Here is a 23,102-nt window from a genome sequence, read left to right on the forward strand (position 1 = left end):
TCCTTGCTGTCGAGCCGTGTTTTAGCCCAACCACCACTTGCCGGCCAGCATGAAGACTTCGCCGGTCACGACGCCCGCAAAGATCGAGCGGCGCGTCAGCAGGAACACGACGAGACCGGCCGCCACCGCCCCATAGCGCAGACTATCAGGCACGCCGGCCAGCGCGCCCGGCGGCTCGACCACGATCTGGGCGATGACGCCGGCGAGGATGGCGGTGGCGACCGCCCGCACCCAGACCAAGAGCTCGGAGCCTTCGTCGATGCCGCCGCCGAACCACAGGCCCAGCATGCGCCAGATCTGGTTGGGAACGACGCCGGCGACGAACAGCACCGCCAGCGCATGCCAGTCGCCGATGAGCTGCGCCGCGCTCATGCGCGCACCTCCCGCCACCAATGCACGCCATAGGCGATCGTGCCCGCCACCACCCCGCTGACCAGGATATCGACGCCGGAGCTCAGCTTCGCGGCCAGCGGATACAGCACGATGCCGAGCACGAGCGCGACGACGTCGGCAACCTCGCGGCTGTTGCGCGCGGTCGAGAACAGGAAGGACAGCGGCGTCAAGAGCAGGATCGCCGCGCCGAGCGTCTGCGTCAGATTGGCGGCGAGGAAATAGCCCACCGTGTTGGCAACGAGACAGACCGAGACGAGGCCGCAGCCGAGCCCGTGAACGAAGGCGATGCGCCGCTCGCGCGGCACCAGCGGCAGGAAGCGGTGGCATTCGACCCACAGCGTCACCGCGGTGAGATGCGCGGCAAAGACCAGTTCGCGCCGCTTGGTCGTCGGCGTGCGCATCAGCGGCAGCACCGAGACCACCATCGGAAACAGCCTGATAGCGCTGACGGTGACGGCAATCGCCGACTGGATGATGGTGGCCCCGGAGCCGAGCGTGGTGATCAGGATGATCTGCGCCGGCCCCGCCCAGACGAACAGCGTCGAGGCGAGCGCCCAGAGCAGGCTGAAATGGGTGTCATGCGCGAGCGCGCCGATGCCGAGATAGGTCACGAACAGCACGATGGTGAGGATCGTCTGCGTGATCGAGCGCAGGCCCCAGCCGAAGGCAAGCCAGGGGCTATTCCATTGCGGGGAATCGAGCGGGGGAAGCGCCACGGGAGCTTTGGTCGGGGTTACGGAATCGTGCCCGCATAACGGGCAATGGGGGCATCCGCGTCAAGGAAGCCCGCGGCGGGGCTGGCATGCGTAGCACCCGCACCCTCACCGTCATTCCGGGGCGCGCGAAGCGCGAGCCCGGAATCCATCGGGCCGGAGAAATTGCCGTGCGATGGATTCCGGGCTCGCGCCCAAGGGGGCGCGCCCCGGAATGACGGAGCGGAGCTACCCGCTCACACCCCTGTTCCTCAGCACGAAGCACGCCCCGCCGGCTTTCCGGATCCGGTTGCACAAATCATCCGCCTCGTTGCGCGTCTCAGTGCCGATGCGCACCTGGTAGAACGCGCGCGTGCCGCGGCTGCGCATCACCGAGGATAGCAGGCTCGGATCGCGCTCGCCGATCACCGCGCTCAGCCGCGTCACGGCACGCGAGTACATCGCCAGCGCCCTGTTGCGGTCGAAGCCGGCGGCGAGCTGGACGCCCCAAGCCTTGGCGGCCGCAAGCTCCACGTGCTGCTCGAGCTCGGCGACGAAGGCATTCGGTGCGCGCTTCAATAGCGCCATCAGATCGCGGCAGCTCGTCGGCGGTGAGCTTGGCGGACCCTTGCCGGTCGCTCCTGCCTTGGCCCAGGCATCGACGCTGGTGCCGGTGATGGCGTAGACGTAGTTGCGGGTCTGCTCCGGCATTCCGCCGGTCCCGGCGAGCCATTCCTGCACGCGCCGCGGGCCGGCATTGTAGGCCGCCGCGGCGAGGCCGAGATTGCCGAACTGGTTGCGCAGCTCGCTCAGAAATTCCGCCGACTTCGGCAGCGCCTGCACCGGATTGAACGGATCGAGCAGCCCGCGCTCGCTTGCCGTGCCCGGCATGAACTGCGCGATCCCTTGTGCGTGCTCGCCGCTGCGCGTCATGGGGCCGACCGCGTCGGCCTGGAAACGGCTCTCCTGCCAGATCACCCGGGCGAAGAATTCCAGCGGGAGATTGGCATCGCGCGCCGCCGCCTCCACGATCAGGCAGATCGATTCCCGCGTATCGCTCTCGCGGGCGTCTTTCGGCTGCTCCGGCGGCTTCGCCGGTTCCTCGGCTTTCGGAGGCACGTCAGGGGCCGGCGCCTCCTCTGCCAGCGCCGGCGACAGCACGAGGGCCTGGCACAAGACAGCGATAACCCGAGCTATTTGCATGGCATCGACGTGACAGGACAAATCGGACCTTGACTTGGAACCCCAGCCAACTAGCAACAGACGGCAGTATCAACGCAGGTCCGGCCCGATGGTGACAATCTTTTTTGATCTCGACGGCACCCTCACGAACCCGAAGCCGGGGATCACGCGCTCGATCCAGTACGCGCTGGCGCGGCTGGACGTCGCGGTGCCGAGCGAGGACGAACTGACCTGGTGTATCGGACCGCCGCTGCATGCCAGCCTGAAGAAGCTCACCGGAACCGACGAGCTCGCCGACCGCGCATTGCTGCTCTATCGCGAGCGCTTCAGCGATATCGGCCTGTTCGAGAACGAGGCCTATGCCGGCATCGTGGACACGCTGACGACGCTTGCCGCGACCAACCAGCGCATGTTCGTCGCGACCAGCAAGCCCGCGGTCTACGCCAGGCGCATCGTCGATCATTTCGGCCTGAATCCGTATTTCGAGCGCGTGTTCGGCTCCGAGCTCGACGGCACGCGCGTCGACAAGCGCGACCTGCTGCGCTATGCGCTGGACGAGACGAAGGTCGATGCCGGGAGCGCGATCATGATCGGTGACCGCAGCCATGACGTGGTCGGCGCCCGCACCAACGGCATGACGGCAATTGGCGTGCTCTATGGCTATGGCAGCGAGGCCGAGCTGAAGGACGCCGGCGCGCATCACATCTGCGCCGCACATCCCGAATTGCTCGGCCATTGTGTGGCTTGACGTAGGCCGTCTTTTCGCGCGGCGACGATCAGCTCGCCGCCGCGGCGATGTCCGTAGGCTCGACGGTATCGGCCGGCAACGCGAACTGCTCGACGCGCTGGTACCGCTTCTTGTTGAGCAGCAGCCGCGTCACGTCCGGGCGCGAATAGTGACCGGCCGGGTCAGCGGCATTCTTGGCGACGCCGATGGCGCCGAGGTCGATCTCCGCGATCAATAGCCCCTCCTGGTCCGGCGCGAGCTTGTCGCCGATCTGGCTGCCGTCGGGGCCGTAGATCGCGGCGAAACCGCCGCCGGCATGGAGCAGCGCGTGCTTGTCCGGCCGGTCGCAGAGCTCGTCGATCATCGCCTGCGACACCGTCGCGCAAGGCGCCAGCACGAAGCATGAGCCATCCACCGCATAGACGCGCGAGGCGGCATTGTTGACCTCGGCCCCGAGCGCCGGCGCGAAGGGATCGTAGAGCGAGAAGCTCGGCCAGGCCGCGACATGCACCTGCTCGTTCTGGGCGTACATCGCGTATTTCGACAGCGGCTGCAGATGCTCCCAGCAGCACAGCGCGCCGAGCCGGCCGATGTCCGGCCGCGCGTGCACGGCAAGGTCGCTGCCGTCGCCCTCGCCATAGACAGTGCGCTCGGCATGGGTCGGCCGCAGCTTGCGGCGTTTGGCGATGGTCTCGCCGTCGGGCCCGATCAGCCATTGCGCCAGATAGAGGCTGCCGCCGTCGCGCTCGGACAGGCCGATCACGGCGGTGAGCTTGGCCTTGCGCACGGCATCGCGCAGCCGTTCGGCCTGCGGGCTGTCATAGGCCAGCGAATTGTCGAAATAGCGCTGCACGAAGCCGCGGCCGATCGCCCAGGCCGGCGAGTCCATCCAGATATGCCAGGGATAGCCGGGAATGAAAGCCTCCGGGAAGGCGATCAGCTTGGCACCCTTCTCGGCGGCCTCCCTGATCAGCGCGACCGACTTGTCGATCGAGGCGTCGAGGTCGAGCCAGGCCGGCGCCGCCTGCACCACCGCCACCTTGTATTTCGGATGTTCGATGCCCATTGCCGCCTCCCTGGCCGGTTGATCGGAAGCCATCTCCGATGCACTCTATTGGACCAAAGCGGGCGATCGAGCGCTCGACCGCGGCGGAACAAAAACTCGACCGGGCGGAATTCCTGCCGGGTACGGGATTTGCCTCCGGTCAGGCTGGGTCCGTCCATTGGCGGTTTTGCTGGACGGGAAAAGGGAGGCTTTCCAGATGCCAATCCAGTTCACGACGGACGGCAGCCCGGCCCATCGGCGGCTCTCGCTCTGGCAGGACATCGTCTGCGACGTCTTTGTCGGGCTCGACTGCAAGTCCGATCTCGGCAGCGCCTTTCGCGGCTCGGTCACGCAAGCTGCGCTCGGCAAGGCCGTATGCTCCGAGGTTTGCTCCGATCGTCAGCATGTGTTCCGCACGCCCTCTCGCATCGCGCGCTCGGACCAGGATTTTGTTCTCATTGCACTCGGCAATCGCGGCAGCGGTGGTGTTGTGCAGGACGGCCGGGAGACCGTGATCCATCCCGGCGAGTTCGCACTCTATGACACCACGCGTCCGTATGAGCTGAAGTTCAACGACGCCTTCACGCAGACCATCTTCAAGGTGCCGCGCGAGATGCTGCGGCGGCGGCTCGGCGGCACCGAGACGCTGACGGCGATGTCGTTCGGGGCCGACGCGCCGCTCGAGCGGCTCGCCTATGATTTCATCTTCCGGCTTTGCCAAAGCGCGGACGGGCTGGCCCCGGACACCGCCGCCGCGCTGTCGGAGCAGGCGGTCGATCTGCTCGCCATGGCTTTGAGCGAGCGGCTCGGCAGGACATCGCTGCCGTCCTCGACCCACCGCTCGGCCCTGCTCTACCGGTTGAAGACCCACATCCGCGCCCACCTCGCCGATCCCGACCTTTCATTGTCGGAAACCGCGGCCGCGCTCGGCATTTCGCCGCGCTACGTCAACGACCTTCTCGCCGACGAGAACACCTCCTTCCAGCGCCATGTTCTTGCCCAACGCCTCGCCCGATGCCGGCGCGACCTCGCTTCGCCCGTGCTCGCCCATCGCCACATCAGCGAGGTCGCATTCGGCTGGGGCTTCAACGACCTCTCGCATTTCGGCCGCGTCTTCCGCGAGCATTTCGGAATGTCGCCGCGCGACTTCAGGCAGAGCCAGTTGCGGCACTGACACCCGTCAGCCATTACCTTAAGCCTTCGTCTCGGACGAAGGCAATGCTCGCCAAGTCCCGATTGTCTTGCCACCTCGCGTGCCTCAGGCTGGCACGCATGAGGACTCAGTCAACAATAAGCGGATCGGAACTACTGCTCAGCGTAATCGCGATCCGGCTCGCGGTGTTGGTCGTGGTAGGCTGGAGCCTGACGCTCTTGCCGCGGCAGGTTCACAACAGCGAAACTGCTTGCTTCCCCTCACCCTCGGAAAAGTTCGAGGCGCAAGCAACAGCGAAGTTGACCGGCTCGCGCCTCGCCGATACTGGGTTCGATGACATGCGCCTGCACGATTAGGGCGTGAGCGCATCGCTGGGAGACGCCACCCGGGCCTTCATTGCCTCACTCATGGGAAGCTGGAGGTTTTGTCCCTTGGGCGGGATCGGCGCCTCGAACCACTTGGCATAGAGCTTGTCGAACGCACCGGATGCCATCTTCTCCTTGATCGCGGCATCGACCAGCGCCTTGAACTCCGGATCGTCCCTGCGGATCATCAGCCCGTAATAGGACGGCGCGTAGGTCGCCACCAACATGCGGAACACCTTGGGATTGGACGCGTTTGCGACCAGCCCGGCGATCAGGATGTCGTCCTCGAACCACGCTGTCGCTCTTCCCGTTTCCAACATCAGCAGCGACTCGGCATGGTCCTTGGCCTGAACGATCATCACATTCAGCTTCTGATCGTCCATAATCTTCTTGGCAACCGCGAAATTCAGCGAGCCCTGCGTGATGACGACCGTCTGCCCGTCGAGGCCTTTCGGCTCAGTCACCCCCGAGGCGGCGGATACCAGCCAGCGCGGCGATGCCACATAAGTCGCAACGGAAAACGCGACCTGCTTCTGCCGCTCGGCGGTGTTGGTCGTGCTGCCGCACTCGACGTCGATCGTGCCGTTCTGAAGCAGTGGAATGCGGTTGGACGCATTCACCGGGACGTAGTCGATGCCCAGTTCCGGCCGCCGCAGCGCGATCCTGATCTTGTCGGCCACCGCTGAGCAGAGATCGAGTGAAATCCCGGTGGGCTTCTGATCCGATCCAAGATAGGCGAATGGAATCGAAGCCTCGCGATAGCCGAGGGAGATCTTGCCGACCTCCTTGATCTTGTCGAGGGTCGGACTCGCGGCCTGCGCTGCCGGCAGCTGGAACAGGGCGAGCGACGTGGCGGCAAGAACGAGCTTGGACGAACGTCTGCGGATCATGTCAGCCTCCGGACTGTGCTCAAGCGGCGGGGTTTCGCGACAGCTCGTCGAGGCTTTCCCGCAAGGCGCGATCCAGGATATCGACGGCGCGGTCGATCTCCTCGGACGAGACGGTGAGCGGCGGCGCGATACGCCATACCGATCCGCGTTCGGGCCGGCGGCGTATGTTCATGCTCAGCCCGTATTCGAAGCACTTCTTGGTCGTCAGCCCGCCGAGCTGATGAGCCGCGCGCCGGCTGTTGCGATCGGTGACGAGCTCGACGCCGAGCAGAAGGCCCATGCCCCTGATGTCGCCGATCTGCTCGTATTTCTGCTGGAGCCCTTCGAACCGGCCACGCAGATAGCTGCCCATGACGTTGGCACGCTCGACGAGCTTCTCCTCGGTAATCACGCGGAGCACCGCGAGCCCGACCTCCGCCAGCAGCGGATCGGAGACGTGACTGGTGTAGTAAGTGAAGTGATCGTCGTGCAGTTTTCTCTCGATCGCTTCGGTGGTCGAGACCGCCGCGAGTGGCAGCCCGCCGCCGAGCGTCTTCGACATTGTCATGATGTCGGGCACGACGCCGAAATATTCCGATCCTGTCTTCTTGCCGATGCGCCCAAACGCGGTCTGGGCCTCGTCGAAGATCAACAGCATGCGGCGTTCGTCGGCGGCCTTGCGTAGCGCTTCCATGAAGGCTTTCGGCGGCACCAGCACGCCGCCGGCGCTGATCACGGGCTCGGCAATGATCGCAGCCCCCCGGCCGCTCGACTGCATGTCGAACATTTTGAGCGCGAGCTCAAGATTGGCGAGCGCGGATTCTTCGTCGCTGCCCTTCGCGATATAGGGCCGATAGGCGTTCGGCTCGGGGATCACGAACACGCCGGGCGGCGGCACGCCGTAGCCTTTGCGATCGCTCGCCATCGAGACCGAGGCCGCGCCGCCGGTGATGCCGTGCCAGGAGCCGCCGAGGACGAGCACCTCGTAGCCGCCGGTGTACATCTTGGCCATCCGAAGCGCGACTTCGGTCGCTTCCGAACCGGTGTTGATGAAGATCGAGCGCTTGAGGTCGCCGGGCAGCCAGTCCTTCGCCAGCACCTGGGCAAGCTCAGCGACGACTTCTGGTATCATCCCGCTGAAGAGATGGAAGGCCTTCTTACCCGCCCGCTCCACCGCCGCGACGATGGCGGGATGGTTGTGGCCGATCGTCGCGCACATCTGCCCCGAAGTGAAATCGAGATAGTCGCGCCCGTCGCTGTCGGTAACGATCGTCCCCTTCGCGGAGGTGAAGAGGTTCTGGAACACGTCTCCGCCGTATCGGACCAGAAATTCATCGGCTGCATGTTTCAGCGCTGAAGTCATGGGGGTCTCCTCGGGCAAGCGGCATCCGCCGCACGGCTCCGCGGCGCGGTGATGCGGAGTCCGCTCACCGGTCTCGGGTCGGGTTTCGGGCACGAAGCTGTTGCGTCGCGGCGTTCGCGGTACGAAACTTGCCCGTGCAACAGGGAAATTCGTACCGGGCAGGCATGATGGGCGCCAGTTCAAAAAACTCAGCAGCCGATGAGCTGGAGTCAACGGAGCGGTCGCGAATGCCGCCGCTCAAGGCACTGTCAGCGTTCGAGGCAGCCTCGCGTCACGGCAGCTTCAGCCGCGCCGCCGAGGAGCTCGGGGTCACGCCCTCGGCAATCAGCCACCACATCCAGAAGCTCGAAGACTTCCTTGGCGTTCGCGTGTTCTCGCGACATGCCGGCCGCGTGGTGCTGACCAATGCCGGTCGGCTCTATGCCGGCGAAATCGAGCGCGCGTTCGGTACGATCATGGGCGCGACGCGGCTGGTAGCGCCGCAATCGCAGCGCAATCATTTGTTCATTGCGAGCGGCCCGAGCTTTGCCGCCAAATGGCTTCAGCCGCGGATCGGCAATTTCATCGGCCAGCATCCGGAGATCGGGATCAGACTGTCGACAATCGCCGACTTACGCGACCTCGAAACCATCCGCTTCGATCTCGCCATTGCCTATGGGCGCCCGCCGGTTGTGAACGACAGGCAGATCGAGCCGCTGCTCGCCGAGCGCTTGCGGCCGCTCTGTAGCCCACGGTTGATCGAACAGCTCAATCTGTGCGAACCCGCCGATCTCGCCCGCGCCACGCTGATCCATTCCTCCAACGCGCTGACCTGGACCGACTATCTGCGCAAGGTCACCGGCGCGAGCATCAAGCCGCGCCATGAATTGTGGTTCGACCGCTCCACCATGGCCATCGACGCGGCGGTCGAAGGTCTCGGCGTCGTGCTGGAGAGCGAAATTCTCGCCGCCGAGGAGCTCGACAAGGGCACGCTCGTTGCCGTTCCACCAGCCCGAATTCGAAGTGGAGACGGTCTCCTACTATCTCGTGCGATCTGCCGAGGCGAAGGGGCGCAGCCATGTCGGCGCGTTCGAGGCCTGGCTGCGCGCAAAGATCTCGGCAGCGAACTTGCAGACGACAAGCGTGGCCTAGCAAATACGAACCGCGCAAAGCAGAGCCGCCATGTGCACGCGCAATGGTGCGAGGTGCCCGCTTGCGCTAGCTTCGGCACCAAGGCCGCACCGATCAACCGGCGGCCAGCCGAGGAGCATATCGATGGAATACCGACGCTTGGGCCGGTCAGGCCTCATGGTGCCCGCTCTCAGCCTTGGCACCGGCACCTTTGGCGGCGTCGGCCGCCTCGCTGCGTGGGGGACCACGGACGCGACCGAAGCGCGGCGCCTCTTGGACATCTGCCTCGAAGCCGGCGTGTCGATGTTCGACACAGCGGATGTCTATTCGCTCGGCGAATCCGAGCGCGTGCTCGGCGAAGCCATCAAGGGCCGCCGCGACAAGGTGCTGATCTCGACCAAGGCCACCTTCCGCTTCGGCGACGGCCCCAACGACATCGGGTCGTCGCGGCACCATCTGCTCACCGCCATCGACGGTTCGCTGCGCCGGCTCGGCACCGACTACATCGATCTGTTCCAGCTTCACGGCTTCGACGCCTTCACGCCGCCCGAAGAGGTGCTGTCAACGCTCGACGTGCTCGTGCGCGCCGGCAAGATCCGCTATGTCGGCGTTTCGAATTTCTCGGGCTGGCACCTGATGAAGTCGCTCGCACTTGCCGACAAGCACGGCTTTCCGCGCTACGTCGCCAACCAGACCTATTATTCACTGATCGGGCGCGACTACGAATGGGAGCTGATGCCGCTCGGCCTCGACCAGGGCCTGGGCGCGGTGGTCTGGTCGCCGCTCGGCTGGGGGCGCCTCACCGGCAAGATCCGCCGGGGGCAGCCGAAGCCCGAGGTGAGCCGCCTGCCCAAGACCGCCGAGTTCGGCCCGCCCGTGCCCGACGAGCACGTCTATCGCGTCGTCGAGGCGATCGACGAGGTAGCGAAGGAAACGGGAAAGAGCGTGTCGCAGATCGCGCTGAACTGGCTGCTGCAGCGTCCCACGGTGTCGACGCTGATCATCGGCGCGCGCAACGAGACGCAGCTCCGCGAAAATCTCGGCGCGGTCGGCTGGTCGCTGACCAAGGACCAGATCGCAAAGCTCGATGCGGCGAGCAAGGTGACGCTGCCCTATCCCTATTGGCACCAGAGGACGACGTTCACCGACCGCAACCCGCCGGCGGTGTAGGACCCTTGAGCTGCATCAAGCACGCTGGCGTCGGCCGTGACACAGTGCGGCCGTCGCGAGGCCACGATGCGTCGATTCGCCATGAAGGCTCTGTTCACGGTCCTCAGTCTGAGCCGCGCCGCACCGGCATTGCTGGCCGTTGGCGTTCTATGGAGCACCGTGAGTCAAGCCCTGGACGCTGACCAGCGGCGCGCGGAAGCATTGCTGCAGCGGATGTGCGCGGAGTGCCATGCGGTCGGCAGGACGGGCGCGAGCCCACATGAGTTGGCACCGCCTTTCCGGAAGCTGGGTGAGAACAAGCTCTATGACCCCGGTTTCACGCAGCGCCTCCAGGACGGCTACAGCAGCATTCACCGCGCCATGCCGACGGCCCGATTCGGCCGCGGCGACGCCGAGGCCGTGGTAAGCTACCTCCGGGCGATTCAGGAGCCGCGGAAGCCGAAATAGGAGCCGAAGCGGCCGCCGCCTTGGCTGGAACCATCCCGGGTCGGACCAAGTTGCGGACCAGCAACCGCCTCTCAACCGAACGCGGCTCACGATGTCGTCCACCACGATCGAGCATGTCGACGGCCTGCCGCAGCCGCAGCGCAACCAGGCGGTGCTGACGATTGCGCTCGGCATCATCATGGCGGTGGTCGACAGCGCCATCGCCAATGTCGCGCTGCCGACGATCGCGGCCGACTTGGACGCGAGTCCGGCCTTCTCGATTTGGATCGTCAACGGCTACCAGCTCGCGATCACGATCTCGCTGCTGCCGCTGGCCTCGCTCGGCGAGATCGTCGGCTATCGCCGCGTCTATCTGGTGGGGCTGGTGCTGTTCACGCTGGCGTCCGCATTGTGCGCGCTGGCGCATACGCTGCCGCTGCTGACGGTGGCGCGCATCATCCAGGGCTTCGGCGCCGCCGGCATCATGAGCGTCAATGCGGCGCTGGTGCGCTTCACCTATCCGCGCAATCTGCTCGGCCGCGGCATCGGGCTCAACGCGCTCGTCGTCGCCTTCTCCGCCGCAATCGGCCCGACGCTCGCCGCGGGCATCCTCGCGGTCGGAAGCTGGCCCTGGCTGTTCGCCATCAACGTGCCGCTCGGCGCGGTGACGCTGTTGATCGGCCTGCGCAGCCTGCCGCATACCAAGCCCGCCGGCCGTTCCTTCGACTGGCAGAGCGCGGGCCTTTCCGCGATCACGTTCGGCGTCGGCATCGCGGCGATCGACAGCGTCGGTCATGGCGAGGCCGCGATCACCTGCCTGATCGAGTTCGCCGTCGCCATCGTCGCCGGCGCGCTGTTGATCTGGCGCGAAACCCACATGACCTCGCCGCTGCTGCCGGTCGATCTGTTGCGCATCCCGGTGTTCGCGCTGTCGATCGCGACGTCGATCGCCTCGTTCTGCGGGCAGATGCTCGCCTTCGTCGCGATCCCCTTCTACCTCCAGAGCCGCTTCGGCTATTCGGCGGTGCATATGGGGCTCCTGATCACGCCATGGCCGATCGCGCTGGCGTTCGCAGCGCCGCTCGCCGGCCGCCTGGTGGAGCGTTATCCGGCCGGCCTGCTCGGCGGTATCGGGCTCACGCTGTTCGCCTGCGGCCTTGCCGCGCTGGCCTTGTTGCCGGCGGCCCCGACGCCGTTCGACGTGATCTGGCGCATGGCGCTGGCGGGCGCCGGCTTCGGCCTGTTCCAGACCCCCAACAACCGCACCATGATCGCCGCCGCCCCGCGCGAGCGCGCCGGCGGGGCCAGCGGCATGCTGGGGACGGCGCGCCTGCTCGGCCAGACCACCGGCGCTGCGCTGGTGGCGCTGCTGCTCGGCCGCTATCCGGTCGAAGGCACCAGGCTGGCCCTCCTCGCAGGCGTCGGATTTGCACTCTGCGGCGCGGTCCTGAGCATGCTGCGGCTGTCCCCGGCCGGCGCGCGCGGCGCCGAGCACGTCCGCGTGCAGGACGATCAGCGCCTGCGCGGCGACTGACGGCATCCACCTTCCGGTCCCTGCCATTTCCGTGCACAACCCCTGCGTGACTTAACTATCCAGACCAATGACCTATTGCCCTCACGCTCCGGTTGCGCTTGATAGACGCGGGGAATATGGGGCAGTTCATGCGTTTATTGGGAATTGTGGCGCTCGGCGTCATGCTGGGCGGCTGCGCGTCTGTCACGCGCGGCACGACCGAGAACATCAGCATTTCATCGACACCTTCGGGCGTGGAAGCCGTCGTGAGCGGAATGGAGGTTCCGACCACCTGCACGACGCCCTGCGCCGTGGTCGTCAAGCGGAACGCCGACCTTTCGATCACCTTCCAGAAGGAAGGCTATGAACCGCAGATCGTGCCGCTCAGCCGGGACATACCGACGTCGGGAGCCGCCGGCTTCGCCGGCAATCTCCTGCTCGGCGGCGTCATCGGCATGGGCGTCGATGCCGCGACGGGGGCGGCAACCGATCACAAGCCCAATCCGGTCATCGTGACGATGCAGCCGTCGGCCCCTGCCCGCGGCGCCCGGCCAGCCGGCCCCCGCAAGCCGCGTCCGCCGGCGGCGACGCCCGAAGCCGGAACGTAAGGGCCGCACATCGCTTCAGAAACAAAAAGGCCGGCTTTACCAGCCGGCCTTTCGATTCCTGATGCGGCAGATCAAGCCTTGACCAGCGGGCCCTTCGAGATCGGCCCCTTCGAGCCGCCGGGACCGCCCGGCTTGGACTTGCCCGGCGGGCGCTTGCGGGCGCCGGGCAGCTTCTCCTGCTTCGGCGTGACCGGGCCCTCGACGAATTCGAAGCCGATCTTCTCCTTGGTCTCGTCGGCCTCGTCCTTGACCAGAACGACGCGGACGTGACCGCCGCCCTTGAGCTTGCCGAACAGCACCTCGTCGGCCAACGGCTTCTTGATGTGCTCCTGGATCACGCGGGCCATGGGCCGCGCGCCCATCTGCTCGTCGTAGCCGTGCTGGACCAGCCAGGCCTTGGCGGGCTCGGACAGTTCGATGGTGACGTCGCGATCGCCGAGCTGCGCTTCGAGCTGAAGCACGAACTTCTCGACCACCGTGCCGATCACCTCGACGCTGAGATGGCCGAACGAGACGATGGCATCGAGACGGTTGCGGAATTCCGGCGCGAACTGCCGGTTGATCGCCTCGTGGTCGTCGCCTTCCCGCTTCGAGCGCGTGAAGCCGAACGCCTGCTTGGCGAGATCGGACGCACCCGCGTTCGTGGTCATGATCAGGATCACGTTGCGGAAGTTGACCTGCTTGCCGTTGTGATCGGTGAGCCGGCCGTGATCCATGATCTGGAGCAGCACGTTGTAGAGATCGGGATGCGCTTTCTCGATCTCGTCGAGCAGCACCACGCAATGCGGATGCTGGTCGACGCCGTCGGTCAGGAGGCCGCCCTGGTCGAAGCCGACATAGCCGGGAGGCGCGCCGATCAGGCGCGACACGGTGTGCCGCTCCATGTATTCGGACATGTCGAAGCGCAGCAGCTCGACGCCGAGGCTCGCCGCAAGCTGCTTGGCGACTTCGGTCTTGCCGACGCCGGTCGGACCCGAGAACAGGTAGCAGCCGATCGGCTTCTCCGGCTCGCGCAGGCCGGCCCGCGCCAGCTTGATCGAAGCGGCGAGCGACTCGATCGCCTTGTCCTGGCCGAACACGGTGCGCTTCAGCGTCTGCTCGAGATGCTTGAGCACCTCGGCATCGTCCTTCGACACGCTCTTCGGCGGGATCCGCGCCATCGAGGCGATCGTGGTCTCGATCTCCTTGATGCCGATGGTCTTCTTGCGCTTGTTCTCGGCAACCAGCATCTGCGCCGCACCGGACTCGTCGATCACGTCGATCGCCTTGTCGGGCAGCTTGCGGTCGTGGATGTAGCGCGAGGAGAGCTGAACGGCAGCTTCGATCGCCTCATTTGTGTACTTCAGCCGGTGATAGTCCTCGAAGTACGGCTTGAGACCCTTGAGGATCGCGATCGCGTCCTCGACCGTCGGCTCGTTGATGTCGATCTTCTGGAAGCGCCGCACCAGCGCGCGGTCCTTCTCGAAGTGCTGGCGATATTCCTTGTAGGTGGTCGAGCCCATGCAGCGGATCGTGCCCGAGGCGAGCGCGGGCTTGAGCAGGTTCGAGGCATCCATCGCCCCGCCCGACGTCGCACCCGCACCGATCACGGTGTGGATCTCGTCGATGAACAGGATGGCGTTGGGATGCGCCTCGAGCTCCTTCAGCACCTGCTTCAGGCGCTCCTCGAAATCGCCGCGATAGCGCGTGCCCGCGAGCAGCGTGCCCATGTCGAGCGAGAACACCGTGGCCGCCGCCAGCACCTCCGGCACCTCGCTGTCGACGATGCGCTTGGCGAGGCCTTCGGCGATCGCGGTCTTGCCGACGCCGGCTTCGCCGACGAACAGCGGGTTGTTCTTCTGCCGGCGGCACAGCACCTGGATCGCGCGGTTGATCTCGGAATTGCGTCCGATCACCGGATCGATCTTGCCGTCGCGCGCCTTCTTGTTGAGGTTGACGCAATAGGTCTCGAGCGCCTCGCCCTTCTTCTTGGCATCCTCGCTGCCCTTGGCCTCGGCCTCCTCGTCGACGCCGCGAACCGGGCGCGCCTCGGAGACGCCCGGCCGCTTGGCGATGCCGTGGCTGATGTAGTTGACGGCGTCGTAGCGCGTCATGTCCTGCTCCTGCAGGAAGTACGCGGCATGGCTCTCGCGCTCGGCGAAGATCGCGATCAGCACGTTGGCGCCGGTCACCTCTTCACGACCGGAGGACTGCACGTGGATGACCGCGCGCTGGATCACGCGCTGGAAACCGGCGGTCGGCTTGGCGTCGTCGGCGCCATCGGTCACCAGGTTCTCGAATTCGGTCTCAAGATAGTTGACGAGGCTCGTACGGAGCTTGTCGAGATCGACGCTACAGGCGCGCATGACGGCGGCTGCATCGGAGTCGTCGATCAGGGAGAGCAAGAGATGCTCGAGCGTCGCGTATTGGTGATGACGCTCGTTTGCGATCGCCAGCGCACGATGCAGGGATTGTTCAAGGCTTTGGGAAAAAGTCGGCATTCGCGTCCTCTATGGCCCCCACCATCATGGTCGTGATCGCCCGGTCAGGCAACAACAACCTTTGTCACATATAGTTATACAAGACCGCGGCGAAAGACCGGTTCCGCGACTCGGCGACTCCACACTTTGGGACTTTTTGATGCAAAACCCGTTCCGATTGGGCGGCAGCGGCGCCGGCGCGGAATTCCGTCGTTTTGCCGACTGCGACACGCCTCGTGCGCACCGGCGTCACGCGACGCTTACATTGCGACCGACACAAGGGTCGGCATCAGACACACCGTCTACTTCTTTTCCATCACGCATTGCAGCGGATGCTGGTGCTTGCGGGCGAAATCCATCACCTGCGTCACCTTGGTCTCGGCGATCTCGTAGGTGAACACGCCGCACTCCCCGATACCGTGATGATGGACGTGAAGCATGATCTTGGTCGCGGCCTCGATATCCTTGTTGAAGAACTTCTCCAGCACATGGACGACGAATTCCATCGGCGTGTAGTCGTCGTTCAGGATCAGCACGCGGTAGAGGTTCGGCCGTTTGGTCTTGGGCTTGACCTTGGTGATGACCGACGTGTTCGGGCCCGACGGGCTGCCCGAACGGTTCTCGTCATTGCTCATGCGAGGAGCGGAGGCAGCGGCTGGCGCGGACAGGTCGAGTCTGGAAGTCAATTGCGGCATGGCTCAGGCGTTCAAAATTCCCCACGGAAGCGAATGGCGGTCACCGCGCGACCCCGCCCTTCGGAGCCTGGCGCAGGCGCGCCGCCTTGTTGGATCGCCGCTCCCGACAGATCCGGCCCAAGCCGGATCGTTCGCCAGCAATATGGGCCTGCCCCCGGCCCGCCGCAAGCGTGCAAAGGTCCCACCGACGGCCGCGGCAGTCCCGATTCCCGGTCCGGGCGATCCGGGGCAAGGTTAATCAATCCGGACCGGTTTGACAAAAATTTATGCCCGTACCGCTTAGAATCTGTTGACCAGGAACCAAGCCATTTAACACGATTGCGACGTTCCCCCGGGATACCCCGGTCTTCTACGGTGCGATTTACCAAGCCTTCAACGGCGTGGCGCGAAATCGGGCAAAACCACCGATCTCGGGGCTCGTCATGTTTCGCTCGCCGCTCGTCAGCCTGATTGGCCGACAGTTCGCCCGCTTCGCAGCGGCCGAGCAAGGCAATATCGCCATGGTCTTCGCGATCGCCCTGATCCCGGTGCTGAGCTTCGTCGGTGCCGCGATAGACTATAGCCGCGCCGTCCAGGCCCGCACATCCATGCAGGCGGCCCTCGACTCCGCCGCTCTGATGCTCTCCAAGGATCTGTCGACCGGCACCATCACCGCCTCGCAGCTCGGCACGAAGGCGCAGGCCTATTTCAACGCGCTGTTTACAGCTACGTCCGCCCTGCCCTCGGTCAGCGTCGCGGCCACCTATACGGCGAGCACCAGCATGGGCTCAACGATCCAGCTCACCGGAACTGGCACCTACACGACCACCTTCATGAAGATCGCCGGCTTTCCGACGCTCGACGTCGGCACCACGTCCACCAGCGCCTGGGGCAACGTCCGCATGCGCGTGGCCCTGGTGCTCGACAACACCGGCTCGATGGCCAGCGACGGCAAGATGGAGGCGATGCAGACGGCCGCCAAGAATCTGGTCGATCAGCTCAGCGCGCTCGCCAAGAATCCCGGCGACGTCTACATCTCGATCGTCCCGTTCGCCAAGGACGTCAACGTCGGCGCCGGCAACTACAACAAGAGCTGGATCGATTTCAGCGATTGGGATGCCGCCAACGGCAGCTGGAGCTGCACGTCGGGCAATTCCAACAATTGCAACAAATGGAAATGGACGCCGGCGAACCGCGATACCTGGACCGGTTGCGTGGTCGATCGCGATCAGGACTACGACACCAAGAACACCACGCCGACGAGCGGCAATGTGGGGACGCTGTTCCCGGCCGATCAGTACTCCTACTGCAGCACGGCCAGCTGGTCCTACCTGCAACCGATCATGCCGCTGAGCTACGACTGGGCCGCGCTCAAGAGCCGGATCGATGCCATGAAGCCCACGGGTAACACCAACCAGGGCATCGGCCTCGCCTGGGGATGGATGACGCTGTCGACCGGCGATCCCATGAACGCGCCGGCCAAGGACACCAACTACACCTACAAGGACGCGATCGTGCTGCTTTCCGACGGTCTCAATACGCAGAACCGCTGGTACAACAACGCCGCGCAGATCGACGCGCGGCAGAAGAAGCTGTGCGACAACGCCAAGGCCCAGCCTTCCAACATCACGATCTACACGGTGCAGGTGAACACCGGCAGCGATCCGACCTCGAGCGTGCTGCAATATTGCGCCAGCAGCGCCGACAAGTTCTACCTGGTCACGTCGGCCAGCCAGACCGTATCGGTGTTCAAGGACATCGGCACCTCGCTGTCGAAGCTGCGCGTGGCGCGCTGACTGATCGACCGCGAGCAAACAAAAAGCCCGGCTGGTTGAGCCGGGCTTTCGATTCCAAGATGTCCTGAAAACGTTACTGGGCGGCCGGGGTGAACTTCGACACGATGGTCTCGACCGGCTTGAACGCCTGCTTGGCGAGGTCGCTGTAGAGGCCGGCGATCTTTTGCGATTCCGCAACGAAGGTCTCGTAGGCGGAACGGGCGAAATCGGTCTGCGCTTCCATGGCCTTGTCCAGCGACTTCACGCCGGAAAGCTTCTCGACGAAGGACTTGGTGTCTTCGAACGACTTCTTGGTGTAGTCGCCATAGGCACTGGCGATCGCCTGGAAGCCGTGCTGCACCGAGGTCGCGGAAGCAACGCACTGCTCGAACTGCTCTTTCCCGTAGTTCTGAAAGTCTTCAACCTTGAACATTTCGGAATCCTTTTCCCTGGCTTTCGTCGGAAGCCCCGGCTCCCTGACTGTGCCCATAATTAGTGCAACGCACAAATAAGTCAAGAATATTTGTGCGACGCACAAAATTCGACGCAAATCGAGGAGATTTCCGGGGTTTCCCGCAAGGTTTCCTTAAGCTTTTGGAAACCGCGGCCCCCTACCCTGATTCCCGGACGTGTTCAGCTTCCGAAGGCGGTCGAAAGCCGTTTGAGAACATCACCTTAGCCAGAATAGCGGCTCAGGTCCAACGTCCCCCGCGGCGAACACCAGCGGAGGGACAGCCTGAGCAGGTAATGATCCCGGGTCCGTTGGGCACAATTTCGCCTCACGAGCCGGTGATCTAGTCAGAAACGGGGACGGGGTTCCATGCTTCGTAAAAACTTGTCTGCCTCGCGCTTGGCGCGGGTTGGCGTTTTTGGGCTTCTCACCATCACCAGCGCGGTCATCTTCACCATCGATGCCGCCGAGGCACGGCGCCATCGCCGGCACCACGCGCACCATCGGGTGCAGCGCGATGTATCCGAGAGCTCCAGCCCGAAATTCGCGTCCATCATCGTCGACGGCAATTCGGGTGCGGTGCTGCAGGCAACCAGCCCCGACGCAATCCGCCACCCCGCCTCGCTGACCAAGATCATGACGCTCTATCTGCTGTTCGAGCGCCTCGAGTCCGGCAAGATGAAGCTCGACACCGAGATGCCGGTGTCCAAGCACGCGGCCGACCAGGATCCGACCAAGCTGAACCTGCGTGCCGGTCAGACCATTCGTGTCGAGGACGCGATCAAGGGTCTCGTCACCCGCTCCGCCAACGACGCCGCGGTGGTGATCGCGGAAGCAATCGCCGGCGACGAGGACGACTTCGCCCAGATGATGACGCGCAAGGCACGCGCGCTCGGCATGTCCAAGACGGTGTACCGCAACGCCAACGGCCTTCCCAACGACGAGCAGGTCACGACCGCGCGCGATCAAGCCACGCTCGGCCGTGCCATCCAGGAGCGCTTCCCGCGCTACTATCGCTATTTCGCGACCTCCACGTTCAACTGGCGCGGACAGTCGATCCGCAATCACAATCACCTGCTCGGCAGCGTCGAGGGCGTTGACGGCATCAAGACCGGCTACACCCGCGCCTCCGGCTTCAACCTCGTCACCTCGATGCGCCGCGGCAACCGCCACCTGATCGGCGTCGTGCTCGGCGGCCGCAGCGGCGGCTCGCGCGATGCCATCATGCGCAACCTGCTCGCGGAAAATCTCGACAAGGGCGCGACCGTCCACACCGTTGCCGCGGTCACCGAGCGCAACGGCGCCGATACCGCGACCGATGTTGCCGCCGCCTCGGATACGCCGCCGGCCCGTCACGCGCCGCAGGTCCAGGCCGCCGCCGCTCCTGCTCCCGAATCTGCCCCGTCTCGTCTTGCGGCCCGCCTGTCGACGCTGGCCGCCGCGACGGCCGCGGTGCCCCCGGCCCCGACCAAGCCGGAAATCAGCAAGCCTGAGGTTCGGCCGACGGAATCCAAGATCGAGCCCGCTCCGCTCACCAATGGCGTGATCTCGAGCCAGCCGCTCTCCATCATTCCCGGCTCGTCCGAGCCGATGAAGCCGGTCCGGGTCAAGACGGTTCAGGTCAAGGCCGGCCCCGTGAAGGTCGCCTCCGCCGCCCCGGCCCCGGTCCAGGTCCCCCCGCCGGTCACCCATGCCGTTCCGTCCCGCTCCGACGTCGCGGAAACCTCCGGCGCCGTCGTCGCCCGGGCCGACCTCATCAACAAGCCCGAGATCGTCAGCCAACCGGAAGCGCCGAAGGCCGAGATCGCCCGCACCGAGCTGCCGCGGCAGCCGGCCGGCTTCGGCACCGGCAACGGGATCCTCGGCGTGCTGCCGGCCGCAACGGCCGCCGCGCCCGCCCCGGCCGCTCCGAAGCTCGCCTCCGCCGATCCGATGCCGGTCCAGATGAGCTCCACCACCAAGCCTGCCGTCACCCACAGCGGCTGGATCGTCCAGGTAGGCGCGCTCGAGAGCGAGAACGAAGCCCAGCAGCGTATCGACGCCGCGCGCAGCTCGGCCCGCGGCCTGCTCAGCAAGGCCGATCCGTTCACCGAGCCCGTTGTCGCCAAGGACAATCGCAAGCTCTATCGCGCCCGCTTCGCCGGGCTCGAGCGCGACCAGGCCGAGGCGGTCTGCCGCACCCTGAAGCGCGCCGAGATTTCCTGCATCACCGTGCGCAACTGATCTGGCTTCCCGTTCCTGACAAAATGCCCGCGCCTTGCGCGGGCATTTTCGTTTTGGGCACGGGTTCGTGATGCAGACACGGTGGCGCGATCGCGACAAGGCCGTTCCGCGACAACCTCTCGTCAAGACTTTACGGTTAAAACTTTACTCAACGGGATCGACCACGCCGGAATGGCGGGCATCGGGGCGACGGCAGACAGAGCAAGCGGAGCTCACACGGTACGGGCGTTTGTGGCGTGGTGCCGGAGTTAGCCGTTATGCGTACGAAGCAGAGTATCCTTGGCCTCGTTTACCCGGGCAGCGAGATAGTTCGAGCCCCCCTGGTCGGGATGGAGTTTCTTCATCAGGGACTTGTGCGCCCGGGTGATGTCGTCACGCCCCGCGCCCGGCTGCAGGCCAAGGATCTGATAGGCCTCCTCCGCCGTCATTTTGCCGCTCGCCGCCGTGCGGCGCTGCCCCCCTGCCGCATCGCCCTGCGCGTTCTGACGCCAAGCGGGAAACCGGCGGTCCAGATAGCTTTCAAGTAAGGCCACGCTCTCGGCGTCGAAGGTCGGGACCATCGCCAGCAGGCTCGGAAGATCGAACTCGCCGAGATCGCGCCCGGCGTGAGGCCCGGCGACGATCTGTCCGCCGAGCTGGCCGGAATCGTGGTCGAGCCGCATATCCAGAAATTGCGAGCGCACGCGCGAGCTCTGCCCTGACGCGGGCGCACCGCCGCCGAACAGCCCGCCGATATTGCCGAAGCCGGCGTTTGCCAGCGGGCTCCAGCCCAATAGCCCGGCGCCGAAAATCCCCAGCGGAATCGCCACCGCCAGTTCGCCGCGCAGGCCCGTGAACGCGGCGACCGCCAGCGCCAGCACGCCGCCGCCAAATCTGATAGCGCGCGCCAGCACCGCCGGGTTGGCGGAGCGGAACATCTGGAGCAGCAGGTAAAGCGTGATAACGGCTACAGCGCCGGCGAGCAGAGTCATGGCAGGAATATAGTCGCCCTCGCGGCAAAATGCATGGCACACGCCGCGCCACGAGCCGGGACGGCGCTATTTCATCTGACTGATCAGCTTGGCCGCGCCGCTCGCGGACGCCGCCAATTTCAACAAGGCCGCGCGACCGCCGGCGGCATAGGCCGCGGCTGCCCGCAGCAGCTCACGCAACTGCGCGGCCGCACCTGGATCGAACCGGCACCAGGCACCGCCGGTGAGGCGCGCAATCTCGCGAAAGGCCTGCTCGGCGACCGCGTCATGACCTTCCTGAAACACGAACACGGGCACCTTGAGCATGCCGAGCTCGCCGGCCTTGGCGCAGAGCTCGTCGACGTTCTCCTCCATGGCATCGCCGACGAAGACGACGGCCCGCACGCCCGACGCGATCGCTTCGCGTCGCGCCTCCGTCAGCACCTTGCCGATCTGGGTATCGCCGCCGCGGCAATCGATCTTGCTCATCAAAGCCGCAAGCCTGGTACTGTCGGAGATCCACCCCGTGGTGCGGCACTCGTTCAGACCGCGATAGTAGACCAGCCGGATATCCAGGCTGCCGAGCGCCGCGGTCTCGCGAAACATGTCGGCCTGAAGCGCGCAGGCCATGTCCCAGGTGGGCTGCCGGCTCATCGTCGCATCCAATGCGAAGATCAGCCGCCCCTTCGCGCCGGGCGCATGGGGTGACAGCGCTCGCGCCTTGGCGACGAAAGCGGCGATGTCATCCGCGGTCGACGTTCCGGCCTGCGGCACCGCGCCGCCGGCTTGCGCCGGGACGGCATCGCCGCCGCGCGGCTTGATGGGTTCGCCCGACATCTCTTGACCCTTACGTGGGCGGTTAATGTGGTCAGCGCGGGCGTGCTGGTCAATGTGCAAAGCCCCCGCGGACGGAGCCGGCGGGGGCCTTGAGAATGAGACGGACGACGAAGGGCGTCAGCTCTTGACGCATTAGCCCTTGGCAGGCGCCATCAGCGCGACCGGACCAGGCTCGAGGACGTTGGGCGGCGACGATTGCGTATCGACCGGCGCGATCTCGCTATCGGTCGCGCTCAGGAATTTGTCGAGCATAGTCTGGATCGAGCTCTTGGCCACATCCGGACCAGTGTCGCGCATGTCGTTATGCTGGAATTCGGTCTTCACGACCTGGATGCCCGCCTTCTCGCATTCCTCGTCGGTCGGGATCACGCCCGCATCGGCCTTGAACTGCGGATCCTGCGAGCGGAACGAGAGGATCTTGAACTTGCCGGCAGTGACGAAGGGCACGCGCAGATTGTCGAGCGTGACGACCTTCTTGACCTCATCCGGATATTGCTTGGCGAAATACATCGTAATGTCGCCGCCCATGGAATGGCCGACCATCGTCACCTTGGCGTAGTCGGCATTGGGCTGAACCTTCTTCAGCTCCTGCATGGCGAGATGGATGTTGGCAACGCCGCGCAGGATCTGCGGCAGCCGGCCGACATAGAGCTCGCCGGGTTTGGTGACCATCGGGGGATCGGTCGGCAAATCGTGCTGCGGGCTGACGACCATGTAGCCGCGCGCAGCGAAGATGTTGGCGAGGAAGCCGTATTCGGTGTTCTTGACGGTATTGCCGTGGTTGATCACCGCGACCGGCAGCGTGATCATGCCGGCATTGGCCTGCATTTCCTTGTCGCGGCGCACCGCGATTTGGACGGGCACCGGACGGTTGTCGCGCGAGGCGTCGTAGAAGGTGATGGTCTCGTGCTTGATCGCCCACTTGCTCGCCGTGAAATAGGCGATGCCGCAGAGAGCACTGACCGAAACCAAAACGGCAATTCCACGCTTCATTTTCGTCCTCAGCCTCAGGCGCTTGTGGCCTGAATCCCTGTTGAAAATCGTGTTCTCCGGGGCTCTCCGTCCCCTTGTCGCCTATCGCTAATATATGTCACAGGCGCGTGACAGGAAGGCCAAA

The 23,102-nt window shown here is 65.2% G+C and carries 21 protein-coding genes and 1 pseudogene; 10 read left to right on the forward strand and 12 right to left on the reverse strand.

The genetic code is table 11. The features are described 5' to 3' along the window. Positions 1–21 precede the first annotated feature (21 nt). The 3 genes from AC066S_RS31960 to AC066S_RS31970 form a co-directional block, all read right to left on the reverse strand. Complete coding sequence (locus tag AC066S_RS31960) at positions 22–372, reverse strand: AzlD domain-containing protein (protein ID WP_478271475.1); 351 nt, start codon at positions 370–372, stop codon at positions 22–24. Continuing rightward, a complete protein-coding gene (locus AC066S_RS31965) occupies positions 369–1,109 on the reverse strand; it encodes an AzlC family ABC transporter permease (RefSeq protein WP_135169379.1) in 741 nt (246 codons plus the stop codon). Before AC066S_RS31965 ends, AC066S_RS31960 begins: the two co-directional genes overlap by 4 nt. Positions 1,110–1,334: 225 nt before the next feature. Next, positions 1,335–2,288 (reverse strand): lytic transglycosylase domain-containing protein, encoded by a 954-nt coding sequence (locus AC066S_RS31970; RefSeq protein WP_126258612.1) that lies wholly within the window; start codon positions 2,286–2,288, stop codon positions 1,335–1,337. An 88-nt stretch (positions 2,289–2,376) separates the two neighbouring features. Here AC066S_RS31970 and AC066S_RS31975 point away from each other — a divergent pair, with 88 nt between their 5' ends. Next, positions 2,377–3,015, forward strand: coding sequence for an HAD family hydrolase (locus AC066S_RS31975; protein ID WP_478271476.1), 639 nt, complete (start codon positions 2,377–2,379; stop codon positions 3,013–3,015). A 28-nt stretch (positions 3,016–3,043) separates the two neighbouring features. Here the strand turns inward: AC066S_RS31975 and AC066S_RS31980 are convergent, their stop codons facing one another. Continuing rightward, positions 3,044–4,060 (reverse strand): carbon-nitrogen hydrolase family protein, encoded by a 1,017-nt coding sequence (locus AC066S_RS31980; protein WP_478271477.1) that lies wholly within the window; start codon positions 4,058–4,060, stop codon positions 3,044–3,046. Positions 4,061–4,256: 196 nt separating this feature from the next. Here AC066S_RS31980 and AC066S_RS31985 point away from each other — a divergent pair, with 196 nt between their 5' ends. Then, a complete protein-coding gene (locus tag AC066S_RS31985; RefSeq protein WP_478271478.1) occupies positions 4,257–5,213 on the forward strand; it encodes an AraC-like ligand-binding domain-containing protein in 957 nt (318 codons plus the stop codon). A 331-nt stretch (positions 5,214–5,544) separates the two neighbouring features. Here AC066S_RS31985 and AC066S_RS31990 read toward each other — a convergent pair whose 3' ends face one another. Together AC066S_RS31990 and AC066S_RS31995 are read right to left on the reverse strand one after the other, a co-directional pair. Then, positions 5,545–6,447 (reverse strand): amino acid ABC transporter substrate-binding protein, encoded by a 903-nt coding sequence (locus AC066S_RS31990; protein WP_478271479.1) that lies wholly within the window; start codon positions 6,445–6,447, stop codon positions 5,545–5,547. 19 nt (positions 6,448–6,466) lie between these two features. Continuing rightward, a complete protein-coding gene (locus tag AC066S_RS31995; RefSeq protein WP_478271480.1) occupies positions 6,467–7,789 on the reverse strand; it encodes an aspartate aminotransferase family protein in 1,323 nt (440 codons plus the stop codon). Positions 7,790–8,016: 227 nt separating this feature from the next. On the opposite strand from AC066S_RS31995, the pseudogene AC066S_RS32000 reads away from it, so the two are divergent. The 6 genes and pseudogenes from AC066S_RS32000 to AC066S_RS32025 all read left to right on the forward strand — a co-directional run. Beyond that, a pseudogene (locus AC066S_RS32000) lies at positions 8,017–8,718 on the forward strand (LysR family transcriptional regulator); the annotation flags it as partial. A gap of 46 nt (positions 8,719–8,764) precedes the next feature. Then, complete coding sequence (locus AC066S_RS32005) at positions 8,765–8,920, forward strand: hypothetical protein (RefSeq protein ID WP_478271481.1); 156 nt, start codon at positions 8,765–8,767, stop codon at positions 8,918–8,920. Between the two features lie 123 nt (positions 8,921–9,043). Continuing rightward, positions 9,044–10,069, forward strand: coding sequence for an aldo/keto reductase (locus tag AC066S_RS32010; RefSeq protein ID WP_135169374.1), 1,026 nt, complete (start codon positions 9,044–9,046; stop codon positions 10,067–10,069). 66 nt (positions 10,070–10,135) lie between these two features. After that, the gene (locus AC066S_RS32015; protein WP_235885082.1) at positions 10,136–10,516 is read left to right on the forward strand and encodes a c-type cytochrome; all 381 of its coding nucleotides are present in this window, start codon (positions 10,136–10,138) and stop codon (positions 10,514–10,516) included. Positions 10,517–10,607: 91 nt separating this feature from the next. Next, positions 10,608–12,029, forward strand: a complete 1,422-nt coding sequence (locus AC066S_RS32020) for an MFS transporter (RefSeq protein WP_478271482.1) — start codon at positions 10,608–10,610, stop codon at positions 12,027–12,029. 128 nt (positions 12,030–12,157) lie between these two features. Next, positions 12,158–12,616 carry a PEGA domain-containing protein gene (locus AC066S_RS32025; RefSeq protein ID WP_478271483.1) on the forward strand — a complete coding sequence of 153 codons (459 nt, stop codon included), beginning with the start codon at positions 12,158–12,160 and terminating at the stop codon, positions 12,614–12,616. A 71-nt stretch (positions 12,617–12,687) separates the two neighbouring features. On the opposite strand, the gene clpA is transcribed toward AC066S_RS32025, so the two are convergent. After that, positions 12,688–15,096: an ATP-dependent Clp protease ATP-binding subunit ClpA gene (gene clpA, locus AC066S_RS32030; RefSeq protein WP_478271484.1), complete on the reverse strand. Its 2,409-nt coding sequence runs from the start codon at positions 15,094–15,096 to the stop codon at positions 12,688–12,690. Between the two features lie 281 nt (positions 15,097–15,377). Then, on the reverse strand, positions 15,378–15,710 hold the full coding sequence (clpS, locus tag AC066S_RS32035) for an ATP-dependent Clp protease adapter ClpS (RefSeq protein WP_164718725.1): 333 nt from the start codon (positions 15,708–15,710) through the stop codon (positions 15,378–15,380). Between the two features lie 482 nt (positions 15,711–16,192). Between clpS and AC066S_RS32040 the strand changes: the two genes are divergently transcribed. After that, complete coding sequence (locus tag AC066S_RS32040; RefSeq protein WP_478271485.1) at positions 16,193–17,545, forward strand: TadE/TadG family type IV pilus assembly protein; 1,353 nt, start codon at positions 16,193–16,195, stop codon at positions 17,543–17,545. Positions 17,546–17,618: 73 nt separating this feature from the next. Here AC066S_RS32040 and AC066S_RS32045 read toward each other — a convergent pair whose 3' ends face one another. Further along, entirely contained in the window at positions 17,619–17,957 is a 339-nt protein-coding gene (locus AC066S_RS32045; RefSeq protein WP_126258625.1) for a phasin family protein, read from the reverse strand. 387 nt (positions 17,958–18,344) lie between these two features. On the opposite strand from AC066S_RS32045, the gene AC066S_RS32050 reads away from it, so the two are divergent. Continuing rightward, on the forward strand, positions 18,345–20,198 hold the full coding sequence (locus AC066S_RS32050) for a serine hydrolase (RefSeq protein WP_478271486.1): 1,854 nt from the start codon (positions 18,345–18,347) through the stop codon (positions 20,196–20,198). 248 nt (positions 20,199–20,446) lie between these two features. Here AC066S_RS32050 and AC066S_RS32055 read toward each other — a convergent pair whose 3' ends face one another. The 3 genes from AC066S_RS32055 to AC066S_RS32065 form a co-directional block, all read right to left on the reverse strand. Beyond that, positions 20,447–21,169, reverse strand: coding sequence for a DnaJ domain-containing protein (locus AC066S_RS32055; protein WP_478271487.1), 723 nt, complete (start codon positions 21,167–21,169; stop codon positions 20,447–20,449). Between the two features lie 66 nt (positions 21,170–21,235). Further along, on the reverse strand, positions 21,236–21,985 hold the full coding sequence (locus tag AC066S_RS32060; protein ID WP_478271488.1) for a vWA domain-containing protein: 750 nt from the start codon (positions 21,983–21,985) through the stop codon (positions 21,236–21,238). A gap of 132 nt (positions 21,986–22,117) precedes the next feature. After that, a complete protein-coding gene (locus tag AC066S_RS32065) occupies positions 22,118–22,978 on the reverse strand; it encodes an alpha/beta fold hydrolase (RefSeq protein WP_126258629.1) in 861 nt (286 codons plus the stop codon). Positions 22,979–23,102: the final 124 nt, after the last annotated feature.

Source organism: Bradyrhizobium sp. CFUWI, from assembly GCF_056429085.1.

Coding starts and splice junctions, on each gene's coding strand:
- AC066S_RS32020 (WP_478271482.1), top strand. CDS start 10,608: ATGTCGTCCACCACGATCGAGCATGTCGACGGCCTGCCGCAGCCGCAG.
- AC066S_RS31995 (WP_478271480.1), bottom strand. CDS start 7,789: ATGACTTCAGCGCTGAAACATGCAGCCGATGAATTTCTGGTCCGATAC.
- AC066S_RS32060 (WP_478271488.1), bottom strand. CDS start 21,985: ATGTCGGGCGAACCCATCAAGCCGCGCGGCGGCGATGCCGTCCCGGCG.
- AC066S_RS32010 (WP_135169374.1), top strand. CDS start 9,044: ATGGAATACCGACGCTTGGGCCGGTCAGGCCTCATGGTGCCCGCTCTC.
- AC066S_RS32050 (WP_478271486.1), top strand. CDS start 18,345: ATGCTTCGTAAAAACTTGTCTGCCTCGCGCTTGGCGCGGGTTGGCGTT.
- AC066S_RS31975 (WP_478271476.1), top strand. CDS start 2,377: ATGGTGACAATCTTTTTTGATCTCGACGGCACCCTCACGAACCCGAAG.
- AC066S_RS32025 (WP_478271483.1), top strand. CDS start 12,158: ATGCGTTTATTGGGAATTGTGGCGCTCGGCGTCATGCTGGGCGGCTGC.
- AC066S_RS32065 (WP_126258629.1), bottom strand. CDS start 22,978: ATGAAGCGTGGAATTGCCGTTTTGGTTTCGGTCAGTGCTCTCTGCGGC.
- clpA (WP_478271484.1), bottom strand. CDS start 15,096: ATGCCGACTTTTTCCCAAAGCCTTGAACAATCCCTGCATCGTGCGCTG.
- clpS (WP_164718725.1), bottom strand. CDS start 15,710: ATGAGCAATGACGAGAACCGTTCGGGCAGCCCGTCGGGCCCGAACACG.
- AC066S_RS32015 (WP_235885082.1), top strand. CDS start 10,136: ATGCGTCGATTCGCCATGAAGGCTCTGTTCACGGTCCTCAGTCTGAGC.
- AC066S_RS32055 (WP_478271487.1), bottom strand. CDS start 21,169: ATGACTCTGCTCGCCGGCGCTGTAGCCGTTATCACGCTTTACCTGCTG.
- AC066S_RS31960 (WP_478271475.1), bottom strand. CDS start 372: ATGAGCGCGGCGCAGCTCATCGGCGACTGGCATGCGCTGGCGGTGCTG.
- AC066S_RS32045 (WP_126258625.1), bottom strand. CDS start 17,957: ATGTTCAAGGTTGAAGACTTTCAGAACTACGGGAAAGAGCAGTTCGAG.
- AC066S_RS32040 (WP_478271485.1), top strand. CDS start 16,193: ATGTTTCGCTCGCCGCTCGTCAGCCTGATTGGCCGACAGTTCGCCCGC.
- AC066S_RS31970 (WP_126258612.1), bottom strand. CDS start 2,288: ATGCAAATAGCTCGGGTTATCGCTGTCTTGTGCCAGGCCCTCGTGCTG.
- AC066S_RS31980 (WP_478271477.1), bottom strand. CDS start 4,060: ATGGGCATCGAACATCCGAAATACAAGGTGGCGGTGGTGCAGGCGGCG.
- AC066S_RS31985 (WP_478271478.1), top strand. CDS start 4,257: ATGCCAATCCAGTTCACGACGGACGGCAGCCCGGCCCATCGGCGGCTC.
- AC066S_RS31990 (WP_478271479.1), bottom strand. CDS start 6,447: ATGATCCGCAGACGTTCGTCCAAGCTCGTTCTTGCCGCCACGTCGCTC.